The organism is Actinomadura litoris (assembly GCF_009733595.1).
GTDB lineage: Bacteria > Actinomycetota > Actinomycetes > Streptosporangiales > Streptosporangiaceae > Spirillospora > Spirillospora litoris.
Map to the genome: position 1 here is coordinate 162,478 of NZ_WOFH01000008.1, position 23,365 is coordinate 185,842.

The window sequence follows — 23,365 nt, forward strand, 5'->3', positions numbered from 1 at the left end:
CTCCGGAAAGGGACCGACACCGCATGGCGAACGAGGAGAAGCTCCGGGACTACCTCAAGCGGGTCACGGCCGATCTCAGGACGACCCGCGGACGGCTCCGCGAAGCCGAGGCGGCCCGGCGGGAACCCATCGCGATCGTGGCGATGAGCTGCCGCTACCCGGGCGGGGTCGCCTCCCCCGAGGACCTGTGGGACCTGATGGCGGCCGGCACGGACGCGATCTCGCCGTTCCCGTCCGACCGCGGGTGGGACGTCGAGGCGCTCTACGATCCCGATCCGGAACGGCCGGGCACGACCTACACCCGCCACGGCGGCTTCCTGCACGACGCGGCCGGTTTCGATCCGGAGTTCTTCGGCATCAGCCCGCGCGAGGCCCTCGCGATCGACCCGCAGCAGCGGCTGCTGCTGGAGGCCGCCTGGGAGGCCGTCGAACGGGCGGGGGTCGACCCGTCCGGCCTGCGCGGCAGCCGCACCGGCGTCTTCACCGGGATCATGTACAACGACTACGCCGCCCGGCTCCCTCGGGCCCCCGAGGCGTTCGAGGGGTACCTGACCAGCGGCAGCGCGGGAAGCATCGCCTCGGGCCGGGTGGCCTTCACCTTCGGTCTTGAGGGCCCGGCGGTGACGGTGGACACCGCCTGCTCGTCCTCACTGGTGGCGCTGCACCTGGCCGCCCAGGCCCTCCGCAACGGCGAATGCGACCTCGCGCTGGCGGGCGGGGTGACGGTCATGGCCAGCCCGCGGACCTTCATCGAGTTCAGCAGGCAGCGCGGGCTGTCACCGGACGGCCGGTGCAGGGCGTTCGGCGCCGGCGCGGACGGCACCGGCTGGGGCGAGGGCGCCGGGCTGCTGCTGGTCGAGCGGCTGTCGGACGCACAGCGCAACGGGCATCCCGTCCTGGCGGTCGTCCGCGGGTCGGCCGTCAACCAGGACGGCGCCAGCGCCCGGCTCACCGCTCCCAACGGATCCGCCCAGCGGAGGGTGATCGAAGGGGCGCTGTCCAGCGCGGGGCTCGCCCCCGGCGACGTCGACGCCGTCGAAGGGCACGGCACGGGCACCACCCTCGGGGACCCCATCGAGGCCCAGGCGCTTCTCGCCGCCTACGGGCAGGACCGTGACCGTCCGCTGTGGCTGGGGTCCATCAAATCCAACATCGGCCACACCCAGGCCGCCGCCGGGGTCGCCGGTGTCATCAAGATGGTGCTCGCGCTGCGGCACGACCTGCTCCCCAAGACCCTGCACGCCGACAAGCCGACCCCCCACGTGGACTGGGACTCCGGAGCCGTACGGCTACTGACCGAACCGGTCCCCTGGCCCCAGGGCGAACGCCCCCGGCGGGCGGGCGTCTCCTCCTTCGGCGTCAGCGGCACCAACGCCCACGTCATCATCGAACAAGCCCCGGCCACCGAGCCCGGTCCGGAACCTGCGGCGACCGGGCCCGCCCCCACCGTCTGGCTGATCTCCGCCCGGGACGACGACGCGCTGCGGGCCCAGGCGGACCGACTGCGAGCCTCCGCCGCGAAGCACCCGGACGTGAGCCCGTGGGACGTCTCCCACTCCCTGGCTGTCGGCCGCAGGACGTTCGACCATCGGGCGGCCGTCACCATCGGCGCCGACGAAGATCCCCTATCCGGCCTTGAGGCTCTGGCCCGTGGAGAGAGCGCGGCGAACGTGACGCGCGGCAAGGCCGGGGAAGGCCGGACGGCGTTCGTGTTCTCCGGGCAGGGCAGCCAACGTCCCGGCATGGGCCACGACCTCTACACCACCTACCCCACCTTCGCCCAAGCCCTCGACACCATCGCCCACCACCTCGACCCCCACCTCGACCACCCCATCCAAGACGTCATGTTCGACCCCGACCCCACCCGCCTCAACCACACCACCTACACCCAACCCGCCCTGTTCGCCTTCGAAACCGCCCTCACCCGACTCCTGGCGCACTGGGGCATCCACCCCGGCCTGCTCATCGGCCACTCCATCGGCGAACTCACCGCCGCCCACATCGCCGGCATCCTCACCCTCCCCGACGCCGCCCGACTCGTCACCGCACGCGCACAACTCATGCAAACCACCGCCACCGACGGCGCCATGATCTCCATCCAAGCCCCCGCCGACGCCGTCGCCGACACCCTCACCAACCACCCCACCGCCGCCATCGCCGCCATCAACAGCCCCACCACCACCGTCATCTCCGGCGACACCGACACCGTCACCACCATCGCCCAACACTTCCAAAACCAAGGACACCCCACCAAAAAACTCCACGTCCACCACGCCTTCCACTCCCCCCACATGGACCCCATCCTCGACGAATTCCACAAGACCGCCCAAACCATCACCTACCACCCACCCACCATCCCCATCGTCCCCAACACCACCGGACACCTCCCCACCCCCACCGACCACACCACACCCCACTACTGGACCCGCCACATCCGCGACACCGTCCACTTCCACCAAAGCATCCAAACCCTCCAGGCCGAAGGAGTCACCCACTACCTCGAAATCGGACCCAGCGCCACACTCACCCCCCTCGTCCAGGAGATCCTGGACGAAGACGCCGGTTCCGGCGCCGTCGTGATCCCTCTGCAACGCCGCGACCAGCCCGAGCCGCGCACCCTCGTCACGGGCGTCGCCACAGCGCACGTCCACGGGGTGGAGGTGGACTGGCCGACGATCCTGCCCGGCTCGCGGACGGACCTGCCCACTTACCCGTTCCAGCGGCAGCGCTACTGGCTCGACGCACCGGCCGGTGGTGATGTGACCACGGCGGGCCTGGGCGCGGCCGAGCACCCGCTGCTGGGCGCCGCGGTGGAACCGGCCGAGGACGGCGGGCTGCTGCTGACCGGCCGCCTCTCCGCCCAGAGCCACCCGTGGCTCGCCGACCACGCGGTCCACGGCACGGTCCTGCTTCCCGGCACCGCCCTGGTGGAGCTCGCCCTGTACGCCGGTGAACTCGTCGGGTCACGCCGCGTCCAGGACCTCACCCTCGAAGCGCCGCTCGTGCTCGGGCGCACCGGTGCCGTCCAGATCCAGCTCGCCGTCACCGCCCCGGACGACGCGGGACGGCGCCGCATCACCATGCACTCCCGGTCCGATGAGGGCCCTTGGACCCGCCACGCCGTCGGGGCCCTGGCGGCGCCCGAGGAGACCGCGCCACCGGCCGGAGCGGAGGGGGCATGGCCGCCGCCCGGCGCCGAGGCCGTCGATCTGGAGGCGCTCCATGTCAGGCTCGCCGGGCTCGGTCTCGACCACGGGCCCGCCTTCCAGGGCCTTCGCGCCGCCTGGCTGACCGATGACGCCGTCTTCGCCGAGGTGGAGGCGCCGGACGGCCTCGACACCTCCGGATACGGCCTGCACCCGGCCCTGCTGGACGCGGCACTGCACGCCGCCGCGCATGACGCCACATCCCCGCGGGTTCCGTTCGCCTGGACCGGCGTCGACCTGGCCACCGCCGGGACGGCCCGCCTGCGGGTCCGCCTGTCCCGCATCGGAGACGACACCGTGGCGCTACGCGTCACCGACACCGACGGCGGCGCCGTCGCCACCGTCGAGTCCCTGACCGTACGGCCGGTGACGGCGGAGCAGATCCCGTCCCGCGCTTCGGACGACACGCTGTTGGGGGTGCGCTGGGAGCCGATCGCGACCGACCCCGCCGCGACCGTGCCGGAGGCGTCGCTCGTCACGCTGGCGTCCGGTGGCGACGCCGGGCCGGCCGGGGCTCGCGCCGTGACCTGCGAGGCGCTGCGCGTCCTGAACGAGTGGTTCGCGGGCGAGCACCCGCCCGGGGCCCCGCTGGTGATCGTCACGAGTGGCGCCGTCGCGGCGGAGGACGGGGAGCGCCCGGGCCTGAACGCCTCGGCCGCCTGGGGGCTGGTGCGGACCGCGCAGGCCGAGAACCCCGGCCGGGTCGTGCTCGTCGACGTCGACGGCTCCGATGCCTCCCGGCTGGCGATCCCCGCGGCGCTCGCCACCGGGGAGCCCGAGATCGCCCTCCGGGAAGGCCGCGCATACGTCCCCCGGCTCGTCCGCGCGAACATCGAGCGGACCGGAGGGGAAGCCGCGGCTCACGCGTTCCGCCCGGAGGGGACCGTTCTGGTGACCGGCGGTACCGGCGCGCTCGGCCGGGTCATCGCCCGCCATCTGGTGACCGGGCACGGCGTGCGGCACCTGCTGCTGGCCGGCAGGCGGGGTCCGGAAGCCGAGGGCGCCGGGGCCCTCGTGGAGGAGCTGACCGCGCTCGGCGCCCATGTGACGGTCGCCGCCTGCGACACCGCCGATCGTGACGCGCTGGCCGCGCTGCTGAGGTCCGTTCCCGACGAGCGTCCCCTGACCGGTGTCGTGCACGCCGCCGGAGTCCTCGACGACGGCGTCCTCACGTCGCTGTCCCCCGAGCGCGTCGACGCGGTGTTCCGTCCGAAGGTCGATGCCGCGTGGCACCTGCACGAACTCACCGCCGACCTGGACCTGTCGGCGTTCGTCCTCTACTCCTCCCTCGCCGGCACCCTCGGCAACCCCGGCCAGGGCAACTACGCCGCCGCCAACACCTTCCTCGACGCCCTCGCACAACACCGGCACGCACACGGCCTTCCCGCCCTCTCCCTCGCCTGGGGCCTGTGGGAGCAGCCCGGCGCCATGACCGGCGATCTGGACGCCATCGCCCTCGCCCGGCTAAGCCGTTCAGGTGTCGTCCCGCTGACCGCGCGGGAGGGGACCGAGTCGTTCGACGCCGCGCTGGCGGCGGGCCCGGCCGCGCTCGTCCCGGTCCGCTGGAACATGGCGGCGTTGCGCGCCCAGGCCGGGGCGGCGCGGCTGCCCGCGCTGCTGAGCGGGCTCGTCCCGGCCCCGGCGCCCCGCCGGACGGCACCGGAAGGATGGCGCGAGCGGTTCCTCAGGCTCCCGGAGGCCGAGCAGCATCGCGCCGCGCTCGATCTGGTGCGGGCCCAGGTCGCGGACGTCCTGGGGCACCGGAGCCTGGAGACGGTGGACACCGCCAAGGCGTTCGACGACCTCGGCTTCGACTCGCTGACAGCCGTCGAGTTGCGCAACCGGCTGGGCGACGCCATCGGGTGGACGCTGCCCGCCACGCTCGTGTTCGACCACCCGACCCCCGCCGACCTGGCCCGCCGCATCCGGGACGAGACCGTCGGCCAACCCTCCGGGCCCGGCGCGCGGGTGACGGCCGTGAAGGCCGCGGCGGACGCGAGCGAGCCGATCGCGATCGTCGGTATGGCGTGCCGCTACCCCGGCGGGGTCGCCACCCCCGATGACCTCTGGGAGCTGGTCGCGGGCGGCACCGACGCCATCGGCCCGTTCCCCGCCGGTCGCGGCTGGGACGTCGACGCGCTGTACGACTCCGACCCGGAACAAACGGGCAGGACCTACGCCCGCCACGGCGGGTTCCTGCACGACGCCGACCGGTTCGACGCCGCCTTCTTCGGCATATCGCCCCGGGAGGCCGCCGCGATCGACCCGCAGCAGCGGCTGCTGCTGGAGATCGCCTGGGAGGCCGTCGAACGGGCCCGGATCGACCCGGCCGGTCTACGCGGCAGCCGCACCGGTGTCTTCACCGGCGTCATGTACAACGACTACGGCGCGCGGCTGTACCTGGGGCGGTCGCCCGACGAGTTCGAGGGATACCTGGGCAACGGCAGTGCGGGGAGCATCGCGTCCGGGAGGATCGCCTACACCCTCGGCCTGGAGGGCCCGGCGGTCACGGTGGACACCGCCTGCTCGTCCTCGCTGGTGGCGCTGCACCTGGCCGTCCGGTCGCTCCGCGACGGCGAGTGCGACCTGGCCCTGGCCGGAGGCGTGACGGTCATGGCCACGCCCGCGACCTTCATCGAGTTCAGCAGGCAGCGGGGGCTGTCCCCGGACGGCCGGTGCAAGGCGTTCGCCGCCGCCGCGGACGGCACCGGCTGGGGCGAGGGCGCGGGACTGCTGCTGGTGGAGCGGCTCTCGGACGCCCGGCGCAACGGGCACCCCGTCCTCGCGGTCGTCCCGGGCAGCGCGATCAACCAGGACGGCGCGAGCAACGGCCTGACGGCTCCCAGCGGGACGGCCCAGCAGCGGGTGATCCGGCAGGCCCTCGCGGGCGCGGGACTCGGGCCCGGCGACGTGGACGCGGTCGAGGCACACGGCACCGGCACCACCCTCGGCGACCCCATCGAAGCCGGAGCCCTCCTCGCCACCTACGGACAGGAACGAGACCACCCCCTCTGGCTCGGATCCATCAAATCCAACATCGGACACACCCAGGCCGCCGCCGGAGTCGCCGGCATCATCAAGATGATCATGGCCATGCGGCACGGCACACTCCCCAAGACCCTGCACGCGCAGGAGCCGAGCCCGCATATCGACTGGGAGTCCGGGGCGGTGCGGCTACTGCACGAACCGGTGCCGTGGGAGCGGAACGGGCACCCGCGCCGCGCGGCCGTCTCCTCCTTCGGCATCAGCGGAACCAACGCCCACCTCATCCTGGAGGAGCCCCCGGCGCCCGAGGACGGCAGAGCGCCGGCGCCCGAGGACGGCAAGGCCCCGGCGCACGAGAGCGGCCGGGCCCCGGAGCCCGGCGCGGCGCCGGCGGTGACGCCCTGGGTGATATCGGCGCAGGACGAGACGGCCCTCAGCGCCCGCGCCGCCGGTATCCGCGGGCTGGCGGAGGAGGAGCCGGAATCGCTCGCCCTGTCCCTCGCGACCACCCGGGCGTCCCTCGATCATCGCGCGGTGGTCCTCGGCGCCGACCGGGAGGAGGCGCTGGCCGGGCTGGACGCCCTCGCCCACGACCGGGAGTCGCCCCACGTGGTGCGCGGCATCGCCCGTCCCCACCACAAGACCGCGTTCGTGTTCCCCGGCCAGGGCTCACAGTGGACCGGCATGGCCCTCGACCTGCGGGACGCCTCCCCGGTGTTCCGCGACGGCCTGGACGCCTGCGCCGACGCCCTCGCCCCCCACCTGGACGTCCCGCTGATCGAGGCGCTGGGCAGCGCCGACGCGCTCCAGCGCGTCGACGTCGTGCAGCCCGCCCTGTTCGCCGTCATGGTCTCCCTCGCCGGGCTGTGGCGCCACCACGGCGTCCACCCCGACGCCGTCATCGGCCACTCCCAGGGCGAGATCGCCGCCGCCCATGTGGCGGGAGCCCTGACCCTGGACGACGCCGCCAAGATCATCGCGCTGCGGAGCAGGGCCGTCACCGCACTCGCCGGAACCGGCGCGATGGCCTCGGTCTCCCTGTCCGCCGACCGGACCCGGGAGCACCTCGTCCCCGGGTTGTCGGTCGCCGCCGTCAACGGCCCGGCGACCACGATCGTCTCCGGCGACGCCGACGCCGTCGACCGGCTCCTCGCCACCTGCGAGGACCAGGGCGTCCACGCCCGCCGCGTCCCCGTCGACTACGCCTCGCACTCCGCGCACGTCGAGGGGCTCCGCGCGGAACTCCTCGACGGCCTCGCCGGCATCGTCCCGCGTCCCGCCACCGTCCCCTTCCACTCGACCGTCACCGGCGAAGCGGTCGACACCACCACGCTCGACGCCGAGTACTGGTACCGGAACCTGCGCCACACGGTCCGCTTCGAACCGGTGGTCAGGCGCCTGCTCGACGACGGGCACACCCTCTTCGTCGAGGCGAGCCCGCACCCCGTCCTGACCGCCCCCGTCCAGGACATCGCCACCACCGGAGCCGCCACCGGAGCGGCCACCGTGACCGGCACGCTGCGACGCGACCACGGAGACCTCCGCACCTTCGCCACGGCACTCGCCACCGCCCACACCCGGGGCGCACCCGTCGACTGGACGCCGCTCCTGGCCGGACGTCCCATCGACCTGCCCACCTACCCGTTCCAGCGGCAGCGCTACTGGATCGACGGGCCCGCGGGAGCCGGTGACGCGACCGCGCTGGGGCAGGCCCCGGTCGAGCACCCGTTCCTCGCCGCGGCCGTGCGAAAGGCCGAGGACGACACCGTGGTGTTCACCGGGCGAATCTCCCTGCATGCCCACCCCTGGCTGGCCGACCACACGGTCACCGGAACCACCCTCCTCCCCGGCGCCGCGTTCGTCGAGCTGGCGGTCCGGGCGGGTGACGAGGTCGGCTGCGCCCGCGTGGACGAACTCGTCCTGGAGAACCCGCTCCCGCTTCCGAGCGGCGGAGCGGTGCTGGTCCAGGTCGCCGTAGCCGCACCCGGCGAGGACGGGCGGCGCACCATCGCCGTCCACTCCCGGCCCGGTGACGAGCCCGACGACGCCTGGACCCGGCACGCGGCCGGGGTGCTCTCCCCGGCCGCGGCGACCGGCGGTGAACTGACCTCGTGGCCGCCTCCGGGTGCCGAGCCCCTCGATCCGGACGGGCTCTACTTCCGGCTGGCGGAGCTGGGCCTGGAGTACGGGCCGTCCTTCCAGGGCGTGCGGGCCGCGTGGCATGACGGCGACGACGTCTACGCCGAGATCGCGCTCCCGGACACCGGCGCCGCCGACACCGGCACCACCGGGTTCGGCCTGCATCCCGCGCTGCTGGACGCGGCACTGCACCCGCTCGCGCACGACGCCACCGTGCCGCGACTGCCGTTCTCCTGGTCGGGTGTCACGCTGCACGCCACCGGCGCCACGGCGCTGCGCGCGCGGCTGTCGCGCACCGGCGCGGAGACGGTGTCGATCACCCTCGCCGATCCCGCCGGGGCCCCGGTGGCCACGGTCGAGTCCCTGATCGCGCGGCCGGTGCCCGTCGGCGGGCTCACGCCGCCTCCGAAGCAGGACGCGTTACTGCGGCTGGAATGGGTCCCGGTCCCCGCGGACGCGGCCCCCGGCACCGTCCCCGCGCTCCTCGACGGCCCCGGCTTGGACCCGTCCGGACTGCACGGCGAAATTCATCCCGACCTCGACTCCCTGGCGGAGGCGGTGCCGGAGGTCGTCATCGCCGCGCTGGACGGTGGTGGCGGCGACGACCCGGTCGCCGCCGCCCACGAGACGGTGTGGCGCGTACTGCGGCTGGTACAGGACTGGCTCGCCGACGAGCGGTTCGCCGCCGCGCGGCTCGTCGTCCTGACGCGGGGGGCGGTCGCCGTTCACGCCGGTGAGCGTCCCGCGGACCTGGCGCACGCCGCCGTCTGGGGCCTGATCCGCACCGCGCAGAGCGAGAACCCGGATCGGCTGGTGCTCCTCGACCGCGACGGCACCGACGCCTCGGCCGGGGCCGTCGCCGGGGCCGTCAACGTCGCGGCGGCGGGCGAGCCGCAGCTCGCGCTCCGCGAGGGGCGGCACCACGCGCCCCGCCTGGCGCGGCGGGCCGCACCGGGTGCGCTCCAGATCCCGGTGGACACGGAGGCATGGCGGCTGAACCTCACCGGCGACGGCCTGCTGGAGGGCCTGTCGCTGGACCCGAACCCGGAGGCGGAGGCGCCGCTCGGACCGGACCAGGTGCGCATCGCGGTGCGCGCGTCGGGGCTGAACTTCCGCGACGTGCTGCTCGCGCTGGGCATGGTCCCCGACGACGCCCGCCCGTTCGGCGGCGAGGCGGCAGGGGTGGTCCTGGAAACCGGTTCCCGGGTGATGGACCTGTCCCCGGGCGACCGGGTGATGGGGCTGATGGCGGCGGGCGTCGGCCCCGTCACGCTGACCGACCGCCGCCTGGTCGCGCGGATGCCCCGGGGCTGGACGTTCGCCGAGGCAGCGTCCGCGCCGGTGGTCTTCCTCACCGCCTACTACGGCCTGGTGGACCTGGCGCGCGCCCGGCCCGGCGAGACGCTGCTCGTGCACGCCGCCACGGGCGGGGTCGGCCTGGCCGCCCTGCGGCTGGCGCGGCACTGGGGCCTGCGGACGCTCGGTACGGCGAGCCCGCCCAAGTGGCCCACGCTGCGGGCCCAGGGCCTCACCGGCGACCGCGTCGCCTCGTCCCGCACCCTGGAGTTCGAGGAGCGCTTCCGGGCCGTCACCGCCGTCGAGGGCGGGGTCGACATCGTGATGAACTCGCTCGCCGGGGAGTTCGTCGACGCGTCCCTGCGGCTGCTGGGGCCCGGGGGCCGCTTCCTGGAGATGGGCAAGACCGACGTCCGCGACCCCGACGAGGTCGCCACCGCGCACCCCGGCGCGTCCTACCAGGTGTACGACCTGCTGGACGCGGGACCGGAGCGCATCCAGGAAATGCTCACCGAGTTGGGGGAGCTCTTCGAGAGCGGCGCGATCCGCCCCCTACCGGTGACGGCATGGGACGTGCGCCGCGCGCCCGACGCGGTCCGCTTCCTCGGCCAGGCCCGGCACATCGGCAAGGTCGCGCTGACGCTGCCGCGCGGGCTCGACCCGGACGGGACCGTGCTCGTCACCGGCGGCACCGGCACCCTCGGCGGCCTGCTCGCCCGGCACCTGATCGCCCGGCACGGCGTCCGGCGCCTGCTGCTGGCCGGACGCGGCGGCCCCGCCGCCCCGGGCGCGGAGCGGCTGCGCGGCGACCTCGCCGAGCTGGGCGCCGAGGTCACGATCGTCGCGTGCGACGTGTCCGACCGGGACGCCGCGTCCGCGCTCCTGGAGTCCGTCCCGGCGGAGCACCCGCTGACGGCGGTGGTGCACTGCGCCGGGGTCCTCGACGACGGCGTGCTGACGTCCCTCACGGCGGAGCGGCTGGAGTCCGTACTGCGGCCGAAGATCGACGCGGCCTGGAACCTGCACGAGCTCACGCGCGACCTGGACCTGGCCGCGTTCGTCCTGTTCTCCTCGGCGGCGGGCACACTCGGGACGCCGGGGCAGGCCAACTACGCGGCGGGCAACGCCTTCCTGGACGCTCTCGCCCAGTACCGCGGAGCGTGCGGCCTGCCCGCGCAATCGCTGGGCTGGGGTCTGTGGACGGAGGCCAGCGGGATGACCGGCCACCTGGGCGACGCCGACCGGGAGCGGCTGGCCCGCACCGGCTTCGCCCCCCTCACCAACGAGCAGGGCCTCGCCCTCTTCGACACCGCGCTCACCCGGGACGAGACGCTGCTCCTGCCCCTGCCGCTGAACACGGCGGCGCCGCGAGGGGAGCCGGTCCCCGCGCTCCTGCGCGGCCTGGCCAGGGCGCCCGCCCGCCGCACCGCCGGGTCCGCGACCGCGGCGAACCAGCGGGACCTGCGCGAACGGCTCACCGCGCTGCCCGAGCACGAGCGGAGGGACGCGCTGCTGACGCTGATCCGGGCCGAGAGCGCCGCCGTCCTCGGCTACGCCGCACCGGAGGCCGTCCGGGAGGACAGGGCGTTCAAGGAGCTGGGCTTCGACTCGCTGTCCGCCGTGGAGTTCCGCAACCGGCTCAACGCGGCCACCGGGCTCAGGCTGCCCGCGACGCTCGTGTTCGACCGTCCGACGCCCGCCGTGCTCGCCTCCTACCTGCGGGACGAACTGTTCCCAGGGGAGACCGCCGCACCGCCCGTGCTGACCCGGCTCGACGAACTCGACTTCGCCCTGTCGGGCCTGGACTGGGACGAGGAGGCGCAGGCGCGGATAGGCCCGCGGCTCCGGGCCTTCCTGTGGAAGTGGGGCGGCGGGGACCCGCCGGACCCCGCCGGCGACGACCTCGTGCCGGCGACCGACGAGGAGCTGTTCGACGCCCTCGATCGGGAACTCGGAACACCCTGAAGCCGATGACCGGACGGACCCGACGGGGCGAAGAGATGCGATCCCAGATGAACGACCAGGAGAAGCTGCGCGACTACCTCAGGCGGGCGATGACCGACCTGCGGCAGGCGAGAAGGCGGCTCAGCGAGATCGAGGCCCGCGATGCCGAGCCGATCGCGATCGTCGGGATGTCCTGCTCGTATCCCGGAGACGCGGAGAGCCCGGAGGAACTGTGGCGGCTGCTCGCCGACGGCGCGGACGGGATCTCGCCGTTCCCGTCCGACCGGGGCTGGGACGTCGGGGACCTCTACGACCCGGATCCCGACCGCCCCGGCCGGACGTACACGCGGCACGGCGGGTTCCTGCGCCACGCCGACCATTTCGACGCGGGCCTCTTCGGGATCAGCCCGCGCGAGGCGGCGGCGATGGACCCGCAGCAGCGGCTGCTGCTGGAGGCGGCCTGGGAGGTCTTCGAGCGCTCCGGCCTCGACCCGCTCTCCCTGTCCGGCAGCCGCACGGGGGTGTTCGTCGGCGCCATCGCCCAGGAGCACGCGCCGAGGCTGCCGGACGTCCCGGAGGAGGTCGAGGGCCACCTTCTGACCGGGAACACCACGAGCGTCGCGTCCGGCCGGTTGTCCTACACGTTCGGTCTTGAGGGCCCGGCGGTGACGGTGGACACCGCCTGCTCGTCCTCGCTGGTGGCGCTGCACCTGGCCGTCCGGTCGCTCCGCGACGGCGAGTGCGATCTCGCGCTGGCGGGCGGGGTGACGGTCATGGCGTCGCCGAGCCTGTTCGTGGAGTTCAGCAGGCAGCGCGGGCTGTCGCCCGACGGCCGGTGCCGGTCGTTCGCGGCCGGCGCGGACGGCACGGGCTTCGGCGAGGGTGTCGGCCTGCTGCTGGTCGAACGGCTGTCGGACGCGCGGCGCAACGGGCATCCCGTCCTGGCGGTCGTCCGCGGGTCGGCGATCAACCAGGACGGCGCCAGCAACGGCCTCACCGCACCCAACGGGCCCTCCCAGGAACGCGTCGTCCGGCAGGCTCTCGCCAACGCCCGCCTCACCCCTCACGACATCGACGCCGTCGAAGCACACGGCACGGGCACCACCCTCGGGGACCCCATCGAGGCCCAGGCGCTTCTCGCCGCCTACGGGCAGGATCGTGACCGTCCGCTGTGGCTGGGGTCCATCAAATCCAACATCGGACACACCCAGGCCGCCGCCGGGGTCGCCGGTGTCATCAAGATGGTGCTCGCGCTGCGGCACGGCCTGCTCCCCAAGACCCTGCACTCCGACGAACCGACCCCCCACGTGGACTGGGACTCCGCAGCCGTACGGCTACTGACCGAACCGATCCCCTGGCCCCAGGGCGAACGCCCCCGGCGGGCGGGCGTCTCCTCCTTCGGCGTCAGCGGCACCAACGCCCACGTCATCATCGAACAAGCCCCGGCCACCGAACCGGTGGAGGAGGCCGCCGAGTCGGAGGCACCCGGCGCGACACCGGTGCCGTGGGTCATCACGGCTCAGGACGACGAGGCGCTGCGGGCCCAGGCCCGCCGCCTGCGGAGCTTCCTGGCGGACCGGCCCGACCTGGAGCCCGCCGACATCGGGTTCTCCCTGGCCACGTCCCGCGCGGTCCTCGACCGGCGCGCGGTGGTCCTCGCCACCAACCGGGACCGGGGCCTCGCGCAACTGGAGGCCCTGGCCGACAGAGCGTCAGAGAGCGACGCCGTGCTCGGCGGCGCCGTACCGGGGCGAATCGCATTCGTGTTCTCCGGGCAGGGCAGCCAACGTCCCGGCATGGGCCACGACCTCTACACCACCTTCCCCGCCTTCGCCCAAGCCCTCGACACCATCGCCCACCACCTGGACCCCCACCTGGACCACCCCATCCAAGACGTCATGTTCGACCCCGACCCCACCCGCCTCAACCACACCACCTACACCCAACCCGCCCTCTTCGCCTACCAAACCGCCCTCACCCACCTCCTCGCCCACTGGGGCATCCACCCCCACCTGCTCATCGGCCACTCCATCGGCGAACTCACCGCCGCCCACATCGCCGGCATCCTCACCCTCCCCGACGCCGCCCGACTCGTCACCACACGCGCACAACTCATGCAAACCACCGCCACCAACGGCGCCATGATCTCCATCCAAGCCCCCGCCGACACCGTCACCGCCACCCTCAACCAGCACCCCACCGCCGCCATCGCCGCCATCAACAGCCCCACCACCACCGTCATCTCCGGCGACACCGACACCGTCACCACCATCGCCCGCCAATGGAACAACCAAGGCCACCGCACCAAACAACTCCACGTCCACCACGCCTTCCACTCCCCCCACATGGACCCCATCCTCAACGAATTCCACCAAACCGCCCAAGCCGTGACCTACCACCCACCGACCATCCCCGTGGTGTCGAACCTGACCGGACGAATCGCCGACCCCGCCGACCTCACCACACCCCAGTACTGGACCCGCCACATCCGCGACACCGTCCACTTCCACCAGGGCGTCGTGACGCTGGAGGCAGAGGGAGTCACCCGCTACCTCGAAATCGGACCAAACGCCACACTCACCCCACTCATCCACGAGTGCTTGGGAGATGCGGCCGACTCGGCGGTGCTGGTTGCGACGCGGCGGCGGGACCGTCCCGAGGTGGACGACCTCATGACGGCGATGAGCCGCCTCCACGTGCACGGCGCGGCGCCCGACTGGCCGGAGTTGGCGGCGGGACCGGGGGCACGGCGGGTGGAGCTGCCCACCTATCCGTTCCAGCGCCGCCCTTACCGCATCCGCGAGGGGGCCCCGGTCGCCGGCGCGCGGTCGGCGGGGCTCGCTCCCACCGGGCATCCGCTGCTCGGTGCGGTGATCGGCCTGGCCGGGGCCGATGGGCTGCTGCTGACGGGCCGCCTCTCCGCGCAGGGGCTTCCGTGGCTGGCCGACCACGCCGTCCACGGCGCCGTCCTGCTCCCGGGGACGGGTTTCGTGGAGCTGGCGATCCAGGCGGGCGACCAGGTCGGCTGCGGGCGGATCGAGGAGCTGACACTGGAGGCGCCGCTGATCCTGCCGGACGAGGGCGGGGTCCAGGTGCAGGTCCGGGTCGAGGGCCCCGACGGGTCGGGACGCCGAGCGGTCGGCGTCCACTCGCGCCCGGAGAGCGCCGCGTCCGACGACCCGTGGACGCGGCACGCCTCCGGACTCCTGGGCCCGGACACACCAGACGCGCCAGACGCATCGCACGCGGAGGACGGGGCGAACGTCGCCGCGTGGCCGCCACCCGGTGCGGAGCGCCTCGACACAAGCGATCTGTACGAGCTTTTCGAGGAGATCGGCGTCGGCTACGGCCCCGCGTTCCGCGGGCTGCGGTCCGCCTGGCGGGTCGGGGACGACGTCCACGCCGAGATCTCGCTGCCCGACGGTGTCGACGGCACGGGCTACGGCCTGCATCCCGCGCTGCTCGACGCCGCCCTGCACGCGCTCGGCGCCGATGCCTTCGCGGTGGGCGACGCCGCGCCGAAGGCGCCGGGGCCGGCGGTCCTCCTGCCGTTCACCTGGGCGGGTGTCACCCTGCACGCCACCGGAGCGAGCGCTCTGCGCGCGCGCCTGTCGCCCACGGGAACGCGGACGCTGTCGCTGAGCCTCACCGATCCGGCGGGCGCCCCGGTGGCCACGGTCGAGTCCCTCACCGTGCGGCCCGTCGGCGCCGATCAGCTCGCCCCCCGTCCCGCGCACCACGATTCGCTGTTCCACGTCGGCTGGACTCCGCTTCCCGCCGCGGAAGCGGGCGGCGCCGAGGCCGCCGTTCTCGACCCCGACGACCCCGACCTCGGCTCGCTCGTCGACGGCCCCCCGGACCTGGTCCTTCTGCCGTGTGCGGCGGAAGGCCACGAGGACGTCCGGCCGCTGCTCCAGCGCGTCCTGGGCGTCATCCGGGACTGGGTCGCCGACGAGCGGTTCGCCGGTTCCCGCCTGGCCGTGGTGACACGCGGCGCCGTCCAGGTCCTCGGCGGTGAGAACGTCCCCGGCCTGCACTCCGCACCGCTCTGGGGCCTGGTCCGCACCGCCCAGGCGGAGAATCCGGACAGGCTGCTCCTGGCCGACGTGGACGGTTCCGAAGCGTCGTGGGAGGCGCTGCCCGCGCTGCTCACCGCCTCCCTCGCCGCGGGTGAGACGCAGCTCGGAGTCCGGGCCGGGGCGGCGTACGCGCCCCGCCTCGTCCGCGCCGCCGCCGACGGCGGGTTCACGCCGCCGCCGGAGCCCGGGTGGCGGCTGGAGGCCGGCGGGGCCGGGACCCTCGGCGACCTGGCCGTCGTTCCCACGGCGCCGGACGAACCCTTGGGGTCGGGGCAGGTTCGGGTGCGGATGCGCGCGTTCGGCCTCAACTTCCGCGACGTCATGATCACGCTGGGCGTGTACCCGGGGGAGGCACCGCCCGGCAGCGAGGGCGCCGGCGTCGTCCTCGCCGTCGGCCCGGACGTCACCGGCCTGTCCCCGGGCGATCGAGTGACGGGCCTGTTCACCGGGGCGCTGGGGCCGATCGCGGTCACCGACCACAGGCTGGTCGCCCGGTTCCCCCGCTCGTGGTCGTACGCGCGAGCCGCCTCCGTGCCGGTGGCCTTCCTCACCGCGTACTACGCGCTGTGCGATCTGGCCCGGCTCCGCCGGGGCGAGTCCGTGCTCGTCCACTCCGCCGCGGGCGGCGTGGGCATGGCGGCCGTCCAGCTCGCCCGGCATCTGGGCGCCGAGGTGTTCGGAACGGCGAGCCCCGCCAAGTGGGACGCGCTGCTCCCGCTCGGCCTCGGCCGCGACCGGCTCGCGTCCTCCCGAACGCTGGGCTTCGAGGAGCAGGTCCTGTCGGCCACCGGAGGCCGCGGGGTCGACGTGGTACTGAACTCCCTCGCGGGCGAGTTCGTCGAAGCCTCGCTGCGGACGCTGCCGCGCGGAGGACGGTTCGCCGAGATGGGCAAGACCGACGTGCGCGACCCCGAGGACGTCCGGCGCGCCCATCCGGGCGTCGAGTACCGGGCGTTCGACCTCAACGAGGCCGGACCCGACCGCATCCGCGAGATGCTGGCCGAAGTCCTGTCCCTGTTCGAGGACGGCGTCCTGCGGCCACCGCCCGTCACCACCTGGGACCTGCGCCAGGCGCCGGAGGCGTTCCGGCATCTGGGACAGGCGCGGCATGTCGGCAAGGTGGTCCTCACCCTCCCGGCACCGCTCGACCCCGACGGCACGGTCCTGGTCACCGGCGGCGCCGGCGCCCTCGGCGGCCTGGTGGCGCGGCACCTGGTGACGGGGCACGGGGCACGACGGCTGCTCCTGGCGAGCCGCCGGGGCCGGGCGGACCCGGCGCTGGCCGACGAGCTGGCCGCGCTCGGCGCGCAGGTCACCGTCGCCGCGTGCGACGTCGCCGACCGGGAGGCCCTCGCCCGGCTGCTGGCGGCGGTGCCGGACGCCCATCCGCTGACCGCGGTCGTGCACGCCGCGGGGATCATCGACGACGGCACGCTCGCGACCCTGACCCCGGAGCGGTTCGACGCGGTGCTCCGTCCGAAGGTCGATGCCGCGTGGCACCTGCACGAACTCACCGCCGACCTGGACCTGTCGGCGTTCGTCCTCTACTCCTCCCTCGCCGGCACCCTCGGCAACCCCGGCCAGGGCAACTACGCCGCCGCCAACGCCTTCCTCGACGCCCTCGCACAACACCGACACGCACACGGCCTCCCCGCCCTCTCCCTCGCCTGGGGCCCGTGGGCGACCGGCGGCGGCATGACGCGGGACCTGGGGCGGGCCGACACCGCCCGGATCACCCGCGCCGGGCTCGTCCCGCTGTCCGCCGGCGAGGGACTGGCCCTCCTCGACGCGGCCCTGGCGCGCGGGCGGGCGAGCGCCGTCCCGGCCCGCCTCGGCGGCGCGACGTCCTCCGGAAGCGCGGCCGGCTCCGGAGGCGCGGTGCCGCCGATCCTGCGCGGCCTCGCACGGTCCGCGCCGGCCCGGCGGACGGCCGCGGCGGAGGCCGGCACCTCGTCCTCGTCCTTCGCGCGGCTGCTGGCCGGCCTGCCGGAGGCGGAACGGCACGGCGCGGCTCTGGACCTGGTCCGCACGCAGGCCGCCGCCGTCCTCGGACACTCCTCCGCCACCGCGATCGCGGCGGACCGGTCGTTCAAGGACCTCGCGTTCGACTCGCTGACCGGCGTGGAGCTGCGCAACCGGCTGAACACCGCCACCGGCCTGCGGCTGCCCGCCACCCTCGTCTTCGACCATCCCACGCCCGCCGCTCTCGCCTCCCACCTGCTCACCGAGACCGCGGGGGCCGAAGCGGGGGCCGAAGCGGCGTCCGGACGCGGCGTCCGCGCGGCCACGGCCGCCGCCGGAGACGAGCCCCTCGCCATCATCGGCATGGCCTGCCGCTACCCCGGGAGGGCCGACACGCCGGAAGACCTGTGGACGCTCGTCGCCGACGGACGCGACGCCATCGGGCCGTTCCCCGACGACCGGGGCTGGGACCTCGACCGCCTCTACCACCCCGATCCCGACCATCCCGGCACCACGTACACCACCCAGGGCGGATTCTTGTACGACGCCGGCCTGTTCGACCCGGCGTTCTTCGAGATCTCCCCCCGCGAGGCCGCCGCGATGGACCCGCAGCAGCGGCTGCTGCTGGAGACGGCGTGGGAGGCCGTGGAACGTGCGGGCCTGGACCCCGCCTCGCTGCGCGGAAGCGCCACCGGCGTCTACACCGGCGTGGTCTCCCAGGACTACGCGCCCCGCATCCACGAGGCGGCGGAGTCGCTGGAGGGCTACCTGATGACGGGGAACGCCACGAGCGTCGCGTCCGGCCGGTTGTCCTACACGTTCGGTCTTGAGGGCCCGGCGATGACCGTCGACACCGCCTGCTCGTCCTCGCTGGTGGCGCTGCACCTGGCCGGCCAGGCGCTCCGCAGCGGTGAGTGCGATCTCGCGCTGGCGGGCGGCGCCATGGTCATGCCGACCCCGGCGCTGTTCGTGGAGTTCAGCAGGCAGCGCGGGCTGTCACCCGACGGCCGATGCCGCTCGTTCGGCGCCGGCGCGGACGGCACCGGCTGGGGCGAGGGCGCGGGAATGCTGCTGGTCGAGCGGCTGTCGGACGCGCAGCGCAACGGCCACCCCGTCCTGGCCGTCATCCGCGGATCCGCCGTCAACCAGGACGGCGCCAGCAACGGCCTCACCGCACCCAACGGACCCTCCCAACAACGCGTCATCCACCAAGCCCTCACCAACGCCCACCTCACCCCCCACGACATCGACGCCGTCGAAGCACACGGCACCGGCACCACCCTCGGCGACCCCATCGAAGCCCAAGCCCTCCTCACCACCTACGGACACAACCGCGACCACCCCCTCTGGCTCGGCTCCATCAAATCCAACATCGGACACACGGCCGCCGCGGCGGGGGTGGCGGGGATCATCAAGATGGTCATGGCGCTGCGCCACGAACTCCTGCCCCCGACTCTGCACTCGGGCGAACCGACCCCGCATGTCGACTGGGGCTCGGGGGCGGTGCGGCTGCTCACCGAGGCCGTCCCGTGGGAGGAGAACGGGCGCCCGCGCCGCGCGGCCGTCTCCTCGTTCGGCGTCAGCGGCACCAACGCCCACGTCATCATCGAACAGGCCCCGTCCGCCGGGTCCGTGCGAGCGGCGAGTCCACCCGAGGCGGGCGTGGTGCCGTGGCTGCTGACGGCGAAGAGCGAGGACGCGTTGCGCGCCCAGGCCGGACGGCTCCGCACCCATGTCACCGGACGGCCCGAGGACGGTCTCCTCGACATCGCGAACTCCCTGGCGGGCCGCAGCCGCTTCGAGCACCGCGCGGTCGTGCTGGGAACCGACCGCGACGAGCTGCTGGCCGGGCTGGACGCCCTCGCCCACGGCGACGAGACACCGGGTCTGATCCGCGGCACCGCCCGCGACCACCGCAAGACGGCCTTCGTGTTCCCCGGCCAAGGCTCCCAGTGGACGGGCATGGCCGTCGGCCTCCTGGAAACCTCCCCGGTGTTCCGTGAGGCCGTCCACGCCTGCGCCGACGCCCTCGCCCCGCATACCGACTGGAACCTCATCGAGGTCCTGGCCGACACCCGTGACCTGGGACGCGTCGACATCGTCCAGCCCGCCCTGTTCGCCGTCATGGTCTCCCTGGCCCGGCTGTGGCGCCACCACGGCGTCCACCCCGACGCCGTCGTCGGCCACTCCCAGGGAGAGATCGCCGCCGCCCACATCGCCGGAGCCCTCTCCCTCGACGACGCCGCCAAGGTCATCGCGCTGCGGAGCAAGGCCCTCACCGCCCTCGCCGGAACCGGCGCCATGGCCTCGGTCTCCCTGCCCGCCGACGACACCGGCGCCCTGCTCACCCCCGGTCTGTCGATCGCCGCCGTCAACGGACCCGCCACCACGGTCGTCTCCGGCGACGCGGACGCCATCGAGCAACTCCTCGCCGACTGCGAGACCCGGGGGGTGCACGCCCGCCGCATCCCCGTCGACTACGCCTCGCACTCTCACCACGTCGAACGACTTCGCGCCCCGATCCTCGACGCGCTAGTCGGCATCAGCCCCCGCCCCGCCGACCTCCCGTTCTATTCGACGGTCACCGGCGAACCGATCGACACCACCGGACTCGACGCCGAGTACTGGTACCGCAACCTGCGCCACACCGTCCAGTTCCAACCCACCATCCACCGCCTCACCGACGACGGCCACACCCTCTTCATCGAAACCAGCCCCCACCCCGTCCTCACCGCACCCATCCAGGACACCACCCCCGACATCACCGCCATCGGCACCCTGCGCCGCGACCACGGCGACCTCCACACCTTCACCACCGCACTCGCCACCGCCCACACCCACGGCGCACCCATCAACTGGCACACCCACAGCCAACACGGCCGACACACCGAACTCCCCACCTACCCCTTCCAACGCCAGCGCTACTGGATCGAGCCGCCGGTCCGCTCGGGCGACGTCACCTCGACGGGGCTGAGCGCCACCACCCATCCGCTCCTGGGCGCGGGAGTCGAACTCGCCGGCGGACGCGGCTCGCTGTTCACCGGACGCCTCTCGCTCCACACCCATCCCTGGCTCGCCGACCATGCCGTCACGGGAACCGTCCTGCTCCCCGGGACCGCGTTCGTCGACCTCGCGCTGCACGCGGGCGAGCACGCCGGCCTGCCCCGCCTCGAAGAGCTGACCTTGGCCGCACCGTTGATCATCCCCGAAACGGGCGGCGTCCGGATCCAGCTCACCCTCGGCGCGCCCGAAGACGACGGGCGAGGAACCGTGGCCTTCCACTCCAAGCCCGAGGACGCGCCGGACGACCAGTGGATCCACCACGCGGACGGCCTCCTCGCCGGACCCGCCGAGAATGCGCCACGGCCGAGCCGGGGCCCGTGGCCGCCGCCTGGCGCGGTCCCCATAGAGGTCGCCGACCGGTACGAACGCCTCGCCGCCGCGGGCCACGACTACGGCCCGCTCTTCCGGGGCCTGCGCGCCGCCTGGCGCGACGGCGCCGACCTCTGCGCCGAGGTCGCGCTCCCCGAGGACACCGCCCCCCTCGGATTCGGCCTTCACCCGGCCTTGCTCGACGCCGCGCTGCACGCCGCCGGGCTGGCCTCGGACGAGATCGCGGAGATCCGGTTGCCTTTCGCGTGGAACGACGTCACGTTCCACGCGCACGGGTCGGGCGGGCCTCTTCGGGTGCGCGTCTCCCCCGCGGGCGGGGACGCCGTGTCCCTGTCGATCACGGATGCGACCGGGAGGCCGGTCGCATCCGTGGGATCGCTGGCGACCCGACCGATCGCGGCCGGGCAGCTCACGGACCCGCGCGGGGCCAGCCGGTCCCTGTTCCACCTGGAGTGGACGCGGGCGGTCGCCCCGCCCGGCGCGCGGCCCGGACGCTGGGCGCGAATCGGAACGGGGGACCCAGCCCCGCCGCCCTTCGCCCACGCCGAGCCGTACGCCGACCTGAACGCCTTGCGCGAGGCCGTCACCGCGGGGGCGAGCGTACCCGAGGCCGTCCTCCTCCCCGCCGCTTCCGCGGCCGTGGAAGTCCCGGACCGCGCCCGCGACCTCGCACACCGCGTGCTCGCCGTGTTGCAGGAGTGGACGGCGGACGACCGCTTCGCCGCGTCCCGGCTGGTGGTGGTGACCCGGGGGGCCATGGCCGCCGACCCCGGCGACGACGTCGGCGACCCGGCCGCCGCGACCGTGTGGGGCCTGGTCCGCTCGGCCCAGGCGGAGGAACCGGGAAGGATCGTGCTGCTCGATCTCGACACCCCGTCTCCGGAGGCGGTGGCGGCAGCCCTGGCCACCGGCGAGCCACAGATCCTGGTCCGCGACGGCGAGCTCCGGGTACCGCGCCTCGTCGCCCGGCCAGCGGAGGAGGCGACCGGCGCGAACAGCGCGGACACCGGGGGCGGCGCGGGTGCCGTGCGGGCGTCGTTCGGGGACGGGACGGTGCTGGTCACGGGTGGGACGGGTGCGCTCGGCGGGCTCGTCGCCCGGTATCTGGCGGCCGAGCACGGGGTCCGGCGGTTGCTGCTGGTCAGCCGGTCCGGTCCGGACGCGCCGGGCGCGGCCGAGCTGGTGGACGCCCTCGCCGGGCTCGGCGCGGAGGCGGCCGTCGCCGCCTGCGACGCGGCCGATCCCGCCGCGCTCGCCGCCCTGCTGGCCTCTCTGCCCGCCGACCGTCCGCTCACGGCGGTCGTGCACGCCGCCGGGATCCTCGACGACGGCACCATAGGCTCGCTCACCCCGGAACGCGTCGACGCCGTCCTGCTTCCCAAGGTCGACGCCGCGTGGAACCTGCACACCCTCACCCGCGGCCTGAACCTGTCCGCGTTCGTGCTGTTCTCCTCCCTCACCGGGACGCTCGGCACCGCGGGGCAGGGCAACTATGCCGCCGCCAACGCCTTCCTCGACGCGCTGGCGGGCCATCGGCACGCGCACGGGCTGCCCGCCGCCTCCCTCGCCTGGGGCCTGTGGCAGCGGGCCGGAGGGATGACCGGCCACCTCGGCTCGGGCGACCTCGACCGGGTGGGCCGGGGCGGGCTGCTGCCGCTCACCGACGATGAGGGCCTCGCGCTCTTCGACGCCGCCGTCACGCTCGGCGGGGACGTGACGGCCCTGGCCCGGCTGGACGTTCGCGCGCTGCGGGCGCAGGCCGCCGCCGGGCTGCTGCCGCCGGTGCTGCGCGGCCTGGTCCGGGCACCGGCCCGGGCCGCCGGGGGCGACGCGGGGGCCGCTCCCCTCGCCGAGCGGCTCGCCGGGCTCGAACCCGAAGCGCGGCTCAGAACCCTGCTCGACCTCGTCCGGGGGCAGGTCGCGGCCGTCCTGGGGCATCCCACGCCGGGCACCATCGACACCGGCGCCGCGTTCAAAGAGCTGGGCTTCGACTCCCTCACAGCGGTCGAGCTCCGCAACCGCCTGGGCGCCGCCACCGGGCTCCGGTTGCCCGCGACGCTCGTGTTCGACCATCCGACGCCCACCGCCCTCGCGGAACACCTCGCCGGTGCCGTCGCCCGGGACGCGGCCCCGCCCGTCCTCGCCGAGCTGGACCGGCTGGAGGAGACGCTCGCGGCCGTCGGCGCCGAGGAGGCCGGGCGGCTCGGCGTCGAGGCGCGGCTCCGGGCGCTGCTGTCCGGGCTCGGCGGCGGCGCCGCGGCACCCGATACGGACGAGGGCACGGACGCGCTGGGCTCCGCGACGGCCGACGAGATCTTCGACCTGATCGACAAGGACCTCGGCCGGGCCTCGACATGACGG

2 protein-coding genes are annotated in these 23,365 nt (G+C 74.5%); both read left to right on the forward strand.

The window, feature by feature from the left end:
* Positions 1 to 23 precede the first annotated feature (23 nt).
* Positions 24 to 11,591, forward strand: coding sequence for a type I polyketide synthase (locus GNZ18_RS42400; RefSeq protein WP_156218614.1), 11,568 nt, complete (start codon positions 24 to 26; stop codon positions 11,589 to 11,591).
* A gap of 35 nt (positions 11,592 to 11,626) precedes the next feature.
* Complete coding sequence (locus tag GNZ18_RS23030; RefSeq protein ID WP_216651417.1) at positions 11,627 to 23,362, forward strand: type I polyketide synthase; 11,736 nt, start codon at positions 11,627 to 11,629, stop codon at positions 23,360 to 23,362.
* Positions 23,363 to 23,365: the final 3 nt, after the last annotated feature.